The organism is Pseudomonas spartinae (genome assembly GCF_965197125.1).
GTDB classification, from domain to species: Bacteria; Pseudomonadota; Gammaproteobacteria; order Pseudomonadales; family Pseudomonadaceae; genus Aquipseudomonas; species Aquipseudomonas composti_A.
Genome location: NZ_CBDAMB010000003.1, coordinates 39,886 through 54,488 on the forward strand (window position 1 = coordinate 39,886; position 14,603 = coordinate 54,488).

General features: G+C 61.6%; 19 protein-coding genes. 13 read left to right on the plus strand and 6 right to left on the minus strand.

All coding sequences use genetic code 11. The annotated features are described in order from the left end of the window. Positions 1–368: 368 nt before the first annotated feature. Both ACN8M7_RS07530 and ACN8M7_RS07535 read left to right on the plus strand, forming a co-directional pair. Positions 369–1,433, plus strand: a complete 1,065-nt coding sequence (locus ACN8M7_RS07530; RefSeq protein WP_490260335.1) for a sigma-54-dependent transcriptional regulator — start codon at positions 369–371, stop codon at positions 1,431–1,433. Between the two features lie 66 nt (positions 1,434–1,499). Then, positions 1,500–1,967, plus strand: coding sequence for a DUF3429 domain-containing protein (locus tag ACN8M7_RS07535; protein WP_490260336.1), 468 nt, complete (start codon positions 1,500–1,502; stop codon positions 1,965–1,967). On the opposite strand, the gene ACN8M7_RS07540 is transcribed toward ACN8M7_RS07535, so the two are convergent. Genes ACN8M7_RS07540 through ACN8M7_RS07555 form a run of 4 tightly spaced genes read right to left on the minus strand, consistent with a single transcriptional unit; the run spans position 1,935 to position 3,847 of the window. Continuing rightward, the gene (locus ACN8M7_RS07540) at positions 1,935–2,486 is read right to left on the minus strand and encodes an AAA family ATPase (RefSeq protein WP_490260337.1); all 552 of its coding nucleotides are present in this window, start codon (positions 2,484–2,486) and stop codon (positions 1,935–1,937) included. The two genes, ACN8M7_RS07535 and ACN8M7_RS07540, sit on opposite strands and share 33 nt — an antisense overlap. Further along, entirely contained in the window at positions 2,483–3,052 is a 570-nt protein-coding gene (gene pnuC / locus ACN8M7_RS07545; protein WP_061239478.1) for a nicotinamide riboside transporter PnuC, read from the minus strand. The genes ACN8M7_RS07540 and pnuC overlap by 4 nt, the downstream gene beginning before the upstream one ends. A 50-nt stretch (positions 3,053–3,102) precedes the next feature. Next, positions 3,103–3,717 carry a hypothetical protein gene (locus ACN8M7_RS07550; RefSeq protein ID WP_490260338.1) on the minus strand — a complete coding sequence of 205 codons (615 nt, stop codon included), beginning with the start codon at positions 3,715–3,717 and terminating at the stop codon, positions 3,103–3,105. A gap of 7 nt (positions 3,718–3,724) precedes the next feature. Beyond that, positions 3,725–3,847: a hypothetical protein gene (locus ACN8M7_RS07555; protein WP_269451532.1), complete on the minus strand. Its 123-nt coding sequence runs from the start codon at positions 3,845–3,847 to the stop codon at positions 3,725–3,727. A 343-nt stretch (positions 3,848–4,190) separates the two neighbouring features. On the opposite strand from ACN8M7_RS07555, the gene ACN8M7_RS07560 reads away from it, so the two are divergent. The 3 genes from ACN8M7_RS07560 to ACN8M7_RS07570 all read left to right on the plus strand — a co-directional run bounded on the left by ACN8M7_RS07560 (position 4,191) and on the right by ACN8M7_RS07570 (position 6,689). After that, on the plus strand, positions 4,191–5,021 hold the full coding sequence (locus ACN8M7_RS07560) for an undecaprenyl-diphosphate phosphatase (protein WP_490260339.1): 831 nt from the start codon (positions 4,191–4,193) through the stop codon (positions 5,019–5,021). Next, a complete protein-coding gene (locus ACN8M7_RS07565) occupies positions 5,018–5,740 on the plus strand; it encodes a DUF1294 domain-containing protein (RefSeq protein WP_490260340.1) in 723 nt (240 codons plus the stop codon). Before ACN8M7_RS07560 ends, ACN8M7_RS07565 begins: the two co-directional genes overlap by 4 nt. 91 nt (positions 5,741–5,831) lie before the next feature. Then, positions 5,832–6,689 (plus strand): hypothetical protein, encoded by an 858-nt coding sequence (locus ACN8M7_RS07570; protein WP_490260341.1) that lies wholly within the window; start codon positions 5,832–5,834, stop codon positions 6,687–6,689. Here the strand turns inward: ACN8M7_RS07570 and ACN8M7_RS07575 are convergent. Both ACN8M7_RS07575 and ACN8M7_RS07580 read right to left on the minus strand, forming a co-directional pair. Beyond that, a complete protein-coding gene (locus ACN8M7_RS07575) occupies positions 6,684–7,031 on the minus strand; it encodes an MmcQ/YjbR family DNA-binding protein (RefSeq protein WP_490260342.1) in 348 nt (115 codons plus the stop codon). The genes ACN8M7_RS07570 and ACN8M7_RS07575 overlap by 6 nt on opposite strands. Positions 7,032–7,134: 103 nt before the next feature. Beyond that, the gene (locus ACN8M7_RS07580; protein WP_490260343.1) at positions 7,135–7,959 is read right to left on the minus strand and encodes a helix-turn-helix domain-containing protein; all 825 of its coding nucleotides are present in this window, start codon (positions 7,957–7,959) and stop codon (positions 7,135–7,137) included. A 239-nt stretch (positions 7,960–8,198) separates the two neighbouring features. Between ACN8M7_RS07580 and ACN8M7_RS07585 the strand changes: the two genes are divergently transcribed. The 8 genes from ACN8M7_RS07585 to fapE all read left to right on the plus strand — a co-directional run bounded on the left by ACN8M7_RS07585 (position 8,199) and on the right by fapE (position 14,593). After that, positions 8,199–8,525 (plus strand): DUF2834 domain-containing protein, encoded by a 327-nt coding sequence (locus ACN8M7_RS07585; protein WP_490260344.1) that lies wholly within the window; start codon positions 8,199–8,201, stop codon positions 8,523–8,525. Then, the gene (locus ACN8M7_RS07590; RefSeq protein ID WP_061239463.1) at positions 8,522–8,944 is read left to right on the plus strand and encodes an MAPEG family protein; all 423 of its coding nucleotides are present in this window, start codon (positions 8,522–8,524) and stop codon (positions 8,942–8,944) included. Before ACN8M7_RS07585 ends, ACN8M7_RS07590 begins: the two co-directional genes overlap by 4 nt. A 99-nt stretch (positions 8,945–9,043) precedes the next feature. Beyond that, positions 9,044–10,891, plus strand: coding sequence for a sensor domain-containing diguanylate cyclase (locus tag ACN8M7_RS07595; protein WP_490260345.1), 1,848 nt, complete (start codon positions 9,044–9,046; stop codon positions 10,889–10,891). Between the two features lie 334 nt (positions 10,892–11,225). After that, positions 11,226–11,633, plus strand: coding sequence for a functional amyloid chaperone FapA (gene fapA / locus ACN8M7_RS07600; RefSeq protein WP_490260346.1), 408 nt, complete (start codon positions 11,226–11,228; stop codon positions 11,631–11,633). A 1-nt stretch (position 11,634) separates the two neighbouring features. Beyond that, positions 11,635–12,207 carry a fibril amyloid subunit FapB gene (gene fapB / locus ACN8M7_RS07605; protein WP_061239457.1) on the plus strand — a complete coding sequence of 191 codons (573 nt, stop codon included), beginning with the start codon at positions 11,635–11,637 and terminating at the stop codon, positions 12,205–12,207. Positions 12,208–12,254: 47 nt separating this feature from the next. Then, positions 12,255–13,070: an amyloid-like fimbrin subunit FapC gene (fapC, locus tag ACN8M7_RS07610; protein ID WP_061239455.1), complete on the plus strand. Its 816-nt coding sequence runs from the start codon at positions 12,255–12,257 to the stop codon at positions 13,068–13,070. Positions 13,071–13,130: 60 nt separating this feature from the next. Further along, positions 13,131–13,826, plus strand: a complete 696-nt coding sequence (gene fapD, locus ACN8M7_RS07615) for a fibril amyloid maturation endopeptidase FapD (protein WP_490260347.1) — start codon at positions 13,131–13,133, stop codon at positions 13,824–13,826. Between the two features lie 32 nt (positions 13,827–13,858). After that, positions 13,859–14,593 carry a fibril amyloid subunit FapE gene (gene fapE / locus ACN8M7_RS07620; RefSeq protein WP_490260348.1) on the plus strand — a complete coding sequence of 245 codons (735 nt, stop codon included), beginning with the start codon at positions 13,859–13,861 and terminating at the stop codon, positions 14,591–14,593. Positions 14,594–14,603: the final 10 nt, after the last annotated feature.

The window sequence follows — 14,603 nt, forward strand, 5'->3', positions numbered from 1 at the left end:
CATCCTTGTGGCGTTCTTATGAAGTTGCCTGTTATGCCAATACTGCACGGCGTTGGCAAGGTGCCATCGCGGCAATCGGGAGCATTGCGCAATAACCAACAGGAACAACGGATATAGAGAAATGATCCATGGAGCGTCAAACTTCTTGCTAGCGTTACATCTGTGCGCGCCAAAGTGTTGTTTTTATTGGAATTACAAAATAATGGCGCCAAGGATGGAATATGTTCGAGGCTGTTTCCGTCGCATCCCGCCAAGTATTGGTGCTCGAGCCTTTCGATGTATTAGACACGCTCCTCCAGCCACTTCAGGCCGCGGGCTGGAGCTTGAAGCCTTGCCCCCCTGAAAGGTTGGTCAGTGAAGCGGCAGAGGTGCTTCTGCTGTCTCTCGAACGGCCTCCCAGCCTTGCCTTGCTCAAGCTGGTGCAGCGTTCAGGGCTGAGTTGCGTAGCCGTGACGCAAAACCAGCGTTTGAGGCAGTTCTGCAGCGAACAACTGGTGGGGGAGTGGCTGTTCGCGGCGCTACCCTGTCCGCTGGACATGCCTGTTTTGCTGGAAACCTTGCAACAGGCTCAGGTGGCATCCCGATTACTGCAATTGAAAGGCGCACGGCAGGCCGCGCAATTTCTCGGTAATAGCGGCCCAGCGCGCAGCGTGCGCAAGTCGCTCGATAGTCTGGCGCGTTGTGATGGCCCATTGCTTCTTTGCGGGGAGCGGGGCAGCGGCAAGCATCTGCTGGCGCACCTGCTGCACCAGCGGTCACCCCGTGCACGGCAAAATCTGCACTGTATCGATTGCGCCGTGGGGTTCGATATCGGCCTGCTCAGCCCCGCGAAGCCAGGCACTGTGCTGCTGGAAAACGTCGAGCAACTGTCCGAGGCCGATCAGCAACGCCTGCTCGAACACCTGCAACGTCATCCTCATGCAGCGCTCTTGACCCTGGACCAAGGCGAGTTGATGCAGGCAGTGCAGCGCAGGCGCTTCACACCGGAGCTGTTTCAATCCCTGGCGCCGCGGCAGCTGCACACGCCAAATCTACGAGAGCATCCTGGCGACCTGTTGCTGCTGGCCGAGCACTTTGCCCAGCAGCATGGCACCACGATCGCCCGACATCACCGCCGTTTCAGTGATGAGGCACTGGAAGCCATGACCGGCCACCCCTGGCCAGGCAATGTGCGTGAGTTGCGCAATCGCGTGGTGCGTGCATTGGTACTGGCGCAGGGGCGACAGATTGTTGCCGTTGACCTCGGCTTGCAGCCGGTACAGCCCGGCGTCGATGCTCCAGTGACCTTGGAGGACTACATCCTGCGCGCCGAGCGTCAGGCGCTGAACGACGTTCTCGGTCGCTATACCCACAACATGAGTCAGGCGGCGCGTACGCTGGGGATCTCGCGGCCGACCTTCTACCGCCTGCTGCACAAGCATCGCTTGCGCTGACCCCTTGCTGTAACGCGCGATAAACACTGCTAAGGTGCTCGGCAAACTGCCGTCAAGGAGATCGCCATGCACCCGTTCGACGCCGAGAAACCGCCGAAACTGGCTATTTTGCTGGGGTATGCAGGGCTGGTTCCATTCGTTGGGGGCGCGCTGGGTATCTGGGTGATTCCCATGGGCTGGCGTCCTTTCGTGCTGGAGGCGTTGCTCGATTATGCCGCCGTGATTCTGGCTTTCATGGGCGCCATTCACTGGGGCCTGGCCATCCGCGGTGAGGTGGCAGACGAAAAGGCCAAACTGCAGTTGGGGCTTTCAGTGATACCGCCGTTGCTGGGCTGGGCTGCACTGGCTGGCGGACTGCCCATGGGCTTGTCCCTGCCGATCTTTCTGTTTTCCTTCGTTGGCCTGTACCTGGCCGACATGCATGCCGTGCGAGCGGGCCTGGCGCCACGCTGGTATCCGGCGTTGCGCACGCCTCTGACGCTGGTGGTGTGCCTGAGCCTGTTAGTGGCCTGGACCAGTGTGCTGATCAGATGAGCCGAGCAGCGCCGCGACATGCTCCAGTGCGGCCTGTCGACGCTGACCCCAGTCGCCGGACAGTTCGCTGAAGCGTTGCCCGTTGGCCAGGAGCCAGTCTCGGCAGGCCTGATGAAAGGCCTGGCGCTCGGCCAGCTGTGGCTGGCAGCGCTGGCCATCCTCGACCCAGGGCACACCGGCGGGATCGAGCAACAGATGCTGGTCGTAATGGCGCGCCAACAGCTCACCCGACAACCACGGCGGACAATCACCAAACAGGCATTGGCTCCACAGCATGTTGCTCAGCAGGTGCGTGTCGAGAATCAGCAGCGCAGGTTTGGCCGCCCGCGCGGCATCCTCCCAGGCCAGTTGGCCGCGTGCGATCTCGTCGATGTCGGCGTAGCAGGTATCGCGCTGCTGTTCGTCAATGAAGTGACGCACGTACTCGCCCACGACCATTGCGCCGAATTGCGCCTGAATTTCTGCCGCCAGCCAGCTCTTGCCGCTGGACTCGGGCCCCGTCAGAACCAGGACTTTCATCGCTGGTACTGCAATGCCGGGTCGCGGCGCCAGCTCAGCCAGCCGCTGACGGCCAGGGCCGTAAAGGCGGCATAGAGACCGGCGGTGAGGAACAACTCGCTGTACAGGAAGAAGGCGACGTAGCAGAGATCCACCACTACCCAGAGCGCCCAGCATTGCAGGCGTTTCTGCGCCATCCACAGCTGCGCCACCAGGCTGAATGCAGTCAGCGCCGAATCCAGCCAAGGTGAGCTGGCGTCGGTGTAATTGGCCATGAGATAGCCCAGTAGCCAGGCACCGCCGGCGCCGATCAGCAATCCGCTCAGGACCGCGGCCAGGCCCAGGCGGCTGACCTTGCGCCCATCGTGGCGTTCGCCGCCACGGGTCCACTGCCACCAGCCATAGAGCTGCAGCGCAGCGAACAGCAGCTGCAGAAGCAGGTTGGAGTACAGCCGCCAGTCATAGAACAGCCAGGCATACAGCAAGACCATCACCAGCCCGATGGGCCAGCACCAGGGGTTCTGTTTGACTGTCAGCCATACCGCGACGATGCCGAGCCCGGCAGCAATGAGTTCGAGCCAGGACATCCGGCGGCCTCAAATGTGGAAAGGGTGGCGATTGTACTGGTGTCGCCGGCTCAGCACACCAGGCTGTCGGCTTGTCGATAGAGCATCAGCAGTTTGCGCGTGATGGTTTGCTGGATGTCGTCGCGCTCGAAGCTGGAGAGTCGATCGAGGCGTGCCAGTTGCAGGCGATGCAGGTGGATGTAGGGCATCTGCTGGTCGAATTCGCGCAGATCCCCCTTCATCAGCACCGGCAGGAACAGGTCACCGATTTTCTTCTGGTTGCTGATGATCTGCGCCAGTGCAGGCTTGAACGGCATGGTCTTGGGGGCCGGCCCGGCGTCCTTGATCTGCGTGCTGAGCAGCAAACCCGGTTTGCCTAGCACTCGCCCTGGCAATACGCACAGCCCGGTCTTGCGAATGGCCTGGCTGTCGATGCCATGCAGCGTGTCGTGAAAGGCGTAAGGGTTGGGCAGTACCACCATCTTGCGCCCGAGATCGGTGGGGAAGTGCAGGCTGTAGTTGGGGTACAACTGCCCCACCGATTCGGAATAGACGCACAGGCGGTTCTCGAACAGCTTGATGAAACGCTCGGCCAGCTCACGGCGGGCCATGCTGTTCAGGTCCCAGACCAGGTCCTGATTCTGTGGCCGACTGAAATCGACCTCCTGATGCTGCATGCTGCTCATGTTCGTCTCACACACGGAACTGCCCGAGTAAACGTTTGAACGGGTCGGCTAACTGCGTCAAGTTCTGCTCGATGCCGCCGGTCTTTCCCGGCTTGCCGGTGTAAAGGTCGGTGTGAATCTCGCGCAACATATCAGCGCCCTGCAAGACCTGCGTCCAGCATGGCCAACGCGAGAAGCAGCCACAGACGCTCGCTGATTGGCAGGCTACGCAAGCTGTTCATGAAGCGATTCCTGATTGTTGTAATTGTCGGATTCGGGGCTGCCGCGAAGGGCACGGGGCAATACTGTCACATCGAAGCATTATTCACTCTAGTTGTCTGATAGCATTTCCGCCGCTCGGGGGAGACCCCGAACAGGCACCGCGTTAGAGCGCTGCAAGGAACCTCCGCAACGGGCTTGAGTCCCAGGGGCGGGGCCATGCTCCACGTTCGAAGTTTCATGCGCAGGTAGTTGCCGCGCTTTTGGGGGATTTGATGGATATCTGGATGGCCTTTCAGGCCCTGATTCTGGGCATCGTGGAAGGCCTGACCGAGTTTTTGCCAATTTCCAGCACTGGGCACCTGATCGTGGTCGGGGACTTGCTGGGCTTCAACGGCGAAACGGCGACGGCGTTCAAGATCATCATCCAGCTCGGCGCCATTCTCGCCGTCATCTGGGAGTTTCGAGCGAAGGTGCTCGGTGTGGTCGTGGGGTTGCCCAATGACCCGAAGGCCCAGCGTTTTACCTTCAACCTGCTGCTGGCGTTCGTTCCGGCTGTGGTTTTCGGTCTGGCCTTTGCCGATCTGATCGAACACTGGCTGTTCAACCCCATCACCGTGGCCATGGCGCTGATCATTGGCGGCATCGTCATGCTCTGGGCAGAGAAGCGCAATCACCCGATCAAGGCGGAAACGGTTGACGACATGAACTGGAAGCTGGCGCTCAAGGTCGGCTTCGCCCAATGCCTGGCGCTGATCCCGGGAACGTCGCGCTCGGGCGCCACCATCATCGGCGGCCTGGTGTTCGGTCTTTCGCGCAAGGCGGCCACCGAGTTTTCCTTCTTCCTGGCCATGCCAACCATGGTTGCAGCCACGGTCTATTCGCTGATCAAGTACCGCCATATCCTGCAGATGAGCGACTTGCCGATCTTCGCCATCGGCTTCGTCAGCACCTTTATCGTGGCGATGATCACCGTGCGCGCCTTGCTCAAGTTCATCACCAGTCACAGCTATGCGGTGTTCGCCTGGTACCGAATCGCCTTCGGCCTGGTGATTCTCGCCACCTGGCAGCTGCATCTGATCGACTGGAGTACCGCGCAAGCGTGATCGGCAACGAGCGCAAGGGGCGCCTGAAAAACTGGGATGATGCCAAGGGCTTTGGTTTCATCCAGCCGCAGGACGGAGGCGCAGAAGTCTTCGCGCACATCTCGGTGATGCGCGGTGACCGTCGCCCGCAACCCGGCGACGAGGTGCTGTTCATCGAAGGGCGTGATCAACGAGGGCGGCCGCGTGCCGAGCATTTGCGCTTGGCTGCGGAGCTGAGCCTTGATCGGGAGGCGATCCGGCGTAAACCGAAAACCTCCAGCAAGGCGGCTCCCGCAGCGCGAAAGTCTGCCGCCAGGTCCACGCACAGGGCAGCGAGGCAGGGCTCCATCCAGAACTTCGCCGGTAAGAGCGTGATTCTCGCCTTGCTATGCCTGTTGCCAGTAATCGGCGCCTTGCAGCTGCTCGGTAAAGGCTTGTGGTGGGTATTACCGCTCTATCTGCTGGCCAGTCTGCTGAGTTTTCTGCAGTACTGGCTGGATAAACGCAGTGCCCAGAGCGGTGGCCGGCGCACGGCGGAAAATACCCTGCACCTGATCGAGCTGGCTGGTGGTTGGCCGGGAGCGCTGGTCGCTCAGCAGACCTTTCGGCACAAGACCCGCAAGCTGTCTTATCAAGCGGTTTTCTGGTTGATCGTCGCCGCACATCAGCTGTTCTGGATCGACCTGCTATTGCTCGATGGTGCCTACATCGCCCGCCATATCCCCTCACTCCTTCAGTAGCAGGCCAGTTGACAGGCACGCTGGCATTGGACCGTGCTAAGCGGCTATGTTGGCGTCCAGAGTCCGCCTGCCTGGCGGGAGCAATCAGGTCATGAAAGCAATAATGAGAACCTTCGGCGTAGGCAGTGTCCGGCAACGTCTTGCGGCCTGTTTTCTGGCGCTGGGCCTGTGCCTGCTGGGCTACTTCTCTGGCCCCGCCCAAGCCTCGGCCGTGGTGCCATTGACCCTGGGCGGTACGCCCGAGTCGGTAGCCTATTGCCGGCAGGTGCTTGAGCAGGCGCTGGCCTTGGGGGGACACCCGGTCGTGGTGCGCGAGCTTGGCAGTCTGCCGATGACGCGCCTCGAGCTCATGCTCCAGCGTGGGGAGATCAGCGCACTGATCCTCGGGCCGACGGCCGAGCGTGAGCGCAGGTTCCTGCCAGTGCGGGTGGATATGACCGACAACCTGGTCAACCAGCGCATCCTGTTCATTCGCAAGGGTAGCCAGGCACTGTATGACCCGGTGCACGGTCTCGAGGATTTTCGTCGTCTGCAGCAGGTCGCCGGCATGGGGGCAGCCTGGGCGGATCGGGCAATCTGGGAGGCCAATGAGCTGCCGGTGGCGACCATCGATGGCGACTGGAAACGGCTCTACCGTATGGTGGCTTCGCCGACACGGCCGATCGACTACCTGCCCCGCGGTGCCCACGAAATCGCGCATGAATGGATGCAGTACACTGAACTGGAGGTGGAACGCAACCTGGTATTCCGCTACGCACAGGATCACATCCTCTACGTCTCGCCGAAACGCCCGGAGTTGCAGCGCTTACTGCAGGAACTGTTGCCAGAGGCGCAACGCAGCGGCTTGATACGCCGCCTGGCCCGGGAGCACTTCCATCAGGTATTCGAGCCGCCGGTCAACCTGCAGCAGCGACGGAGCATCCACCTTGAGATGGCCACGCCGCTATAGCAGCAATCCCGGCTGCAGGCGTTTGGGCAATCTGCGCACTACCAGTTGATGTGAGCGCGTCAGTAACTGGCGCAACTCGTCGTCGCTCAGCGGCAAGCGCTGGGCGCTCATGCTGATCCAGTGAGCGCGGGCCAGATAAGGCGCAGGGCGGATGCCAGGACGGTCGACATAACCGAGAAACAGGTCGCTATCGACCTTGAATGCCAGATTCTCGCCAATGAAATGAAGGATGGCGAACATCTTGTTGCCCGCCACGGAAAACACCCGGTTGCTACCCCACTTGAGGTCTTCGCGGGCTCCGGGCAGGGCGAGGCAGAAGGCGGCGATCTGATCGGTTGTCATGGGCATGTCCCTGGCGGCTCAGCAGGCAGTCTATCTGCCGGTACAGACCGTGCGTAGCCCTTCGATCCACCGCCAGCGGCAACCCGCGTAACGTTTCAGGCGCTCAGCCCACGCTTGCCGAGGTTCTCATGCTGTGCTCGTAGGCCTGGGTCATGATCTGCCAGGTGTGCGGGTCAGCCGGGATCAGGTGTTCGATACGCAGCGAGGCCACCGTGATGTCCAGTGGCATGCCAAAGGTGGTGAAGGTGGAGAGAAAGCTCAATTCGCCCTCGGGTGAGTCGATGCGGGTCATCACCAGCGGAGGCGCTTGGTTGCCCAGCACTGCCAGGCCCGACGGTTTCGGCAAGCCTGCCAACAAGGCGGCCAACTCGGGATTTTCCAGCGCTTCACGGAAGGCGCGCTGCCAGGCGAGCGCACGAATTTCGTAGGCGTTGAGCAGATGGTCGCCCAGGCCACCTGGCTGTAGCAGGGTCACCAACAGGTTGAGGTCATCGGCGGCATCGACTGGCAAGCCCAGCAGAGCGAACAGAGCAGCCGTGCTGGCGTTGGCGGCCATGACCTGCCACTGGCTGCCGAGGACGATCGCCGGTGCGGGGTTGTTGGCCTGCAGCACATGGCCGATGGCGCCGCGAATGGCCTCCAAAGATGGCGAAGTGAGCGGCAAGGCGCCATAGCGCGGCGCATAGCCAGCGGCCAGGAACAGGTTGTTGCACTGCTCCAGCGGGGCGTCCAGCGCCATCAGCAGGGCATGCAGTGTGGCGGGGCTGGGTCTGGCTCGCCCGGTTTCGATGCAACTGAGGTGGCGTTGGGAGATGCCGGTGATCAGCGCCAGGTCGAGCTGGCTGAGGCCTGCCTGGCGGCGTAACTGACGCAATTGTTGGCCGGCGGGTGTGGCGGTGTGCGTGTGAGGCGGCAGATGAGCATTCATGCACAGACTCTGGCAGTTCGGCTGAGACGATGTCTATGACCTGACAGGTCATTGAACCAAGCGCGAGCCTATCACTAGGCTCTGTAGGCAAAGTCGTCTAGCGCAGGTCAGGCAAGGCAAGAACGGGTGAGGGTGCGCAGTTTACGCACTGTAAATGAGCATTCCGAATCCACTCTAACCAGCGCATGCACTTTTCGTACAGAACCTACCGTGCTCGCCTCACCGATCAGGAACCGCCGATGAACAGACCTTATCTCGCACTCGTCGCCTTGTTGGCGTTTTCGCTCTATACCGCCTGGTGCATGGCAGTAGCCGAACAGTCCCTGCTGGCCTTCGGCCTGGAGCTGCTGTCACGGCCCGACACCGCGCAGCTGGTCATCGACCTTTACCTGCTGGCCGCCATGGCGGCGCTCTGGATGTACCGGGATGCAAGGAGCAAAGGCCGTTCGCTGCTGTCGATTCTGCCGTACCTGGCGCTCACCGCGGTGTTCGCCTCCATCGGACCGCTGGCCTACATGGTGGTAGAGGGATTTTGGCGCCAGCGCCCGATGGCGCAGCGGGTGTGAGCGGCCTCCTGCAGCTGTATAGCCTGTGCGTGCTGGTGCTGTTTATGAAGATGTTGGCGATATCCTGCTACCAGGGTTACTTGCGCATCAGGTATCGAGCCTTCGCCAATACCGAGGATGCGGCGTTCGTTGGGCGTGCTGCGCGCGCGCAGGACCTGCCTCAGGTGCGGCGTGCTGGCCAAGCCTGGGCCAACGACCTGGAAAATATTCCGCTGTTCTTCGTGCTTGGCGCGTTGGCTGTGGTGCTGCGAACGCCGGACGAACTGACGGGGTTGCTGTTCTGCATATTCACCGCCGCTCGCGCCGCGCATACGTTGGCGTATCTGGGGGGCTGGCAACCATGGCGGACCCTGGCCTACGGGGCAGGGCTGGCTTGCCTGCTGGCGTTGGCGGCAATGATCGGTCAGGCGCTGCTCTGATCCTTCATGGCACTTTGGCTGCATCAGACTTGTCTGTAGACTCGGCTTCCTGTGATCACCCGCGAGCAGGCGCCACTCGGACCCCAGTCGATACCCCGCATGAACACTCATCAGCGCTTTCGGCTCATCCTCTGGCTACTGCTTGGCCTGTCGATATTCGCTTCGTCGACCTGGGCAGGTGTTCGCCAGCTCGATGCTGCGGTGCTGGACAAGGAACCATTGGCGCTGACGCCCCATGTCGGTTTGCTGGAGGATCCTTCGCGAACACTGACGCTGGCGGATGTCAGGTCTGTCGAGGTCGCGCAGCGATTTCGCACCGAGCAAGTCGACAGTGCGTCGTTCGCCTTGGGCTTCACCCGTTCGGCCTACTGGTTTCGCCTGGGCATCGGCAATTCCAGCGAGCAGGCGCTGACCCGTTTGCTGGTGGTGGACAACCCGCGCATCTCCCAGGTCGATGCCTACCTGCCGGACGGGCAGGGTAGCTATCGCATCTGGCGCACCGGGGCGGATCGCCCGCAAACCAGCAAGGCCTACGACAACCGCAACTTCGTCTTCCCCCTGCATCTGCCTGCGCATTCGCAGCAGATGGTCTATCTGCGAGTCGAATCGAGCATCGGCCTGCTGGTGCCGCTGCAGCTCTGGTCGGTCGAAGGCTTTCAGGCATACGAGCGCGAGGATTACATGGCGCGCGCCGGTTACGTGGGCATTGCCGTCGCGATGATCCTGTTCAACCTGATGCTGTTCATCGCCCTGCGTGAACGCATCTACCTGCTCTATGTGACCTTCGTGCTGTGCGCGGTGTGCGCCTTGACGATCAAGAACGGCATGGCACCGGACTGGACGTTGTTCGGCATACCGCTGAACTCCAACGTGGCTTATTACTCGGGGGCATCGCTGGCGCTGAGCGGCATGTTGTTGTTCATGCGCAGCATGTTGCAGACCGCCTCTCTACTGCCACGGATCGACCGCGGCTTGCTGGTGCTGGTAGCGCTGTACCTGGTGTCCCCGCTGATCTATGCCGCCGCGTTGCCACAGGTGTCACGCGTGGCCATCGTGATCAATCTGCTGACGGCCTTCGTCATGCTGGGGGTGGCTTTGGCCTGCGCCCTCAAACGGCAACGCAGTGCCTACTTCTTTCTCGCAGCCTTCGGCCTGCTGATTCTCGGTGGGGCGACCACGAGCCTGCGCGCCATGGGCATCTTGCCGACCAATGCCTTTACCGTGGACGGTCTGCAGATCGGTTCGTCGCTGGAGATGCTGTTGCTGGCCTTCGCCCTGGCTGACCGCATCAACGTCATGCGCCAGGAAAAGCTCCAGGCGCAGACCAGGTTGTTGCAGACGCAGGAGCAACTGGTACAAAGCCTGCAGCGCTCCGAGCGCGAGCTGGAGGAACGGGTAGCCGAGCGCACCCAGGAGTTGCAGGTGCTCAACAGTCGACTGGAAACCCTGAGCCTGACCGATGCGCTCACCGGCATCGCCAACCGTCGTCATTTCGACGAGGTACTGGCCAAGGAGTGGAAGCGCGCCCAGCGAGCAGGCGAGTCGCTGGCCCTGGCCGTGGTGGATGTCGACTGGTTCAAGGCTTACAACGACCATTACGGGCATCTGGCAGGTGACAGCTGCCTGCAACAGGTCGCGCACACGCTGGCCAAGACCATCAGCCGCTCCAGCGATCTGGTGGCACGCTATGGCGGCGAGGAGTTCGTTTTCCTGGCGCCCGCCACCAGCCTGACCAGTGCACAGGACATGGCGCAGACGCTGGTTCGGTCAGTGGCAGCGCTGGCGTTGCCGCATATACGCTCACCCCTTGGCCACATAAGTGTCAGCGTCGGTGTAACGGCCATGCAGGCCGATGCAGAGCTTCCTTTGCAGACGCTGGTACAGCGTGCCGATACCGCGCTCTATCGCGCCAAGGCGCAGGGGCGTAATCGCGTTGAGAGCGGCTAGCCAGGCGCCTCGCTTGCCTGCGAAGGGGGGCGACAATGCCAGGCTTCAATGGATGCAGTCGGCCCGAGCAGGGCGCCGCGTCGTCTCGATCTGCCTCAGATGCTTAACACTCTCACCCTTTGCGCAGAAACCCTCTTGCTTGAGCGCTCGCGACGCGTTTATCAGGTGTTCTGTGCCGCCGGAACTGTCTCAGAGGCTTAACAAAACAGGTTCGCGGCGTCTAAGTATTTCGGTTAAGTGATTGTTATAAAAGAATAAATTTATTTTGGCCCAAGCCATGCTTTGCCATTGAAGCGGTGCGTTCGTTGAGCGCCCCATTCAGAGGATGCCGAGCATGAAGCTGGATTGCCGCATATGGATCTTGATGACCGTGCTGACGGGGGTAGCCCAGGCCGGCGAGGGCGACGTGGTCATCAGCCGCGATGTGCAGCCGCGCGTGGCCACGGTCAATCCTATCGTTGCTGATCCACATCCGCGTGTGGTCAATCCCGGCGCGATTGCCAGCGGGGTTACCGGCGAGCTCGGTGACAGTGATTTCGCCGGCGTTTCCAGCGGCCTGGCACTGCCTCAGCGGTTGCTCCAGGGCAGCCTTGGCACATCGATTCCCGCAGCTTCGCATCAGGACATTCCCGTTCTCGGCGCAGGCCATTCAGGAGGCGCCCGCAGCAACGGCATCGCCGATCAGGTCAATCGCAGCGTGCAACAAGGTTTGCGCCCATTGCAGAGCATAGGAGGGCGCTGAGATGCACAAGCCTTTGCTGTTTTCCATGGCGCTGCTGCTCAGCCTGTCGGCCGAGGCCGACAGCATGAACGCCAACATCGACGCCAGTGGCCAGGCCTACCAGGGCAATCTGACGGTCAACCAGGCGGCGGGCCATCTGCAGCAGCAGGCAAACAGTCGCGCCCTCGCTGTGGGGGGCGCTGGCGTGGCGACGAACACCGTCGTGCAACGGCAGGAAAACCTGCTGCAGCGCTCCTCACCACTCGATGCCCAAGCCTCCATCACGGGTGATTCCTTCAGCAATGGCAGCGGCATTGTCGGCATCAACCAGGCCGCTGGCATCGCCAACCAGCAGGTCAATTCTGCAAGCGTGGCGCTGATCGCCGCGCCGCAGAGCCTGGATGACAGCGTTCTCGCCCAGAGCGTAACGCGCCCCAACGATTCAGCTTCAACCGTACCCACCCTGGATGGCGAGCGTCGTGTTGACATGAGCAACGAGGCCTTTGCCGGTAGCCGTGGCGTGGTGCAGTTGAACCAGAGTGCTGGGATTGGCAACCGTTCTGCCAATCACCTCAGCATCAGGGTGGTGGATTGAGCCCTGCCGCAACAAAGGTCAACTCCCAAAACCGCAAGGAGAACACCATGAAACACTCAGTACGGCTAAGCCCTCTGGCATTTGCCCTGGCCGCGATGTTGGCAACCGCTGTTCAGGCCGATGGCTTCGGAGGTGGTTACGGTAATCCCAATGGCGCCAGCGCGAGCGTCGACGACACGCAGATCAACCACAATAACGACGTGATCAACAACGAGACCAAGAACACGGCCGGTATTGATGGGTCGCTGGAAGGCGCAGCGGGTAACGTCGGTGTCAACGTCGCCGCCGGTGACAACAACCAGCAGGCCAATGCCGCAGCCATTGCGACCGCCGATGCCGCGTTCGTTTTCGGTGGCCTCGCCTCCAGCAGCGCCAGCGCCAGCATTGGTGTGGACCAGCAGGCTTACGACAACACCCTGACCAACTACGGCAACCCCAACAATGCCAGCGTGCTGGACAGCGCCAATGATGCGACCGGTAACGTCGCGATCAACGTCGCGGCCGGCAACTACAACCAACAGAAGAACGACATGTCGATCGCGGCGTCAGAAAACGCGCTGGTCGCCACTGCGGCGTCGACCATTACGCAGACCTCCAGCGGCAACGAGACGGAGAACAAGCTTGGCGACGTGTTCGAGGTCGATTCAGCCCTGCCCACCGTCGCCAGCGGATTCGGATTCGGCGGTGGTGGCGGTTATAACCCGCATACCCCACAGACCCCGGTGGTCAATAACGCCAGCCTGAGCGGCTCGCTGGCCAATGTCTCGGGCAACGTGGGCGTCAACATCGCCGCCGGTGGCGGCAATCAGCAGAGCAACAGCCTGGCGATTGCCGCTGGGTGCAATGCCTGTGTAGCTCAGTAGGGCAAATGGCGGCGCTGCCGTTTTCTCTCGATAGCGCCGCCTCCTTTTGCTGGAGGCACCATGTTCGGCTCCAGATCGCGACGGTTCATCTGCTGCCTGTGTTGCGCTTTCTGTTCGCTGGCCGGCGCAGCAGAGCTACGCCTTGCCGTGCTGCCCAATGGTGGTTTGGCTCATATACAGGTGGAGAGCATCCGTGAGCGGCGGTTTTCCAATCTGGTCGAACAGCAAACCGATTTCAGCTGCGGTGCAGCGGCCATGGCGACGATCCTCAACCACGCCTACGGCTTGGCGCTGCGCGAAGAGGACGTGATCCGGGGCATGCTGGCCAGTGCGGACGCCGACCTGGTACGCACTCAAGGGTTTTCCATGCTCGACATGAAGAACTACGCCGCCACGCTGGGGCTGAGGGCACGTGGCTACCGCGTTGCCGCCGAGCAGTTGGACAGCATCAAGATTCCCGCCATCGTCTTGCTCGATGTCCGTGGATACAAGCACTTCGTCGTGCTGCAGCGTACCTACCGGGGCTACGTCTACATCGGCGACCCGGTGCTAGGGCACAAGAAGATGGCGCTCAGCGAGTTCGGCAAGGGCTGGAACGGTATCGTTTTTGCCCTGATCGGCCCCGGCTACGACCGCGAGAATGCGCTGCTGACGCCGCCCGAACCGCTGACGGCGAAGCATCGCATCGATCATTTCAGTCCCGTCAAGGACGCCGAGCTGATGGAGTTCGGCTTCATCCAGAGTGACTTCTTTTAACCAACTAGGGCCCAGCGCCCAGGAGGTTGGTCATGCACAGCAAACTATGGTTAGCGGCGAGCATCCTCGCCGCCAGCTTGCCGGTAGGAGCCAGCACCCTGTTCCAGCCCGCAGAGGTCAGCGATCAGGAACTGGCACAAATGCGCGGTCGTTATGTATTGCCGGACCGCATCATCAGCTTCGGTGTGGTGATGACTTCAACCTGGCAGAACGGTGCGGGCCAGGTCATTGGCGCGCAGGTCGCACTGAACGTTGCCAATGGTCAGATACAACCGTCGCTCTACGTCAGGCAGATCAGCTCGTCCGGCGCTGGCAACGGCAGCGTCGTCACCGGCAGCGGCACCATCACTGGCGGCGCTGGCCTGGATAACGTGCAGGGCATCGTGCAAAGCGTGCGTACGGCTGGTGACCTCAATGCCGGGCTCAACGATCTGCGGCTACGGATCACGACGGGCGGTGGCGAAACACTGGTCGACCCCGATGCGCAACCCTGGAGCGGTAGTCAGGACTTCAGCAATGCCGCTGGACTGGTTCGCGTCAGCGCTCGCGCTGGCGGTATCAGCATCGCTCTGAATGCCAGCCAGGGGCAGGGCTCCAGTAGTCAGCAGATCGGTGGAGGTGTGGCCCAGCACGCCAATATCACCGGCACCCTGAACGATGTGCGGAATCTGGCGGCCCTGAACATCGCGCTGCGCGATAACCCGCGCAACCTCAACCTCGAGAACTGCATCGAACAAATTCGGGCCTTGCGCCCTCACGGCTACTGAGACAGGTGCC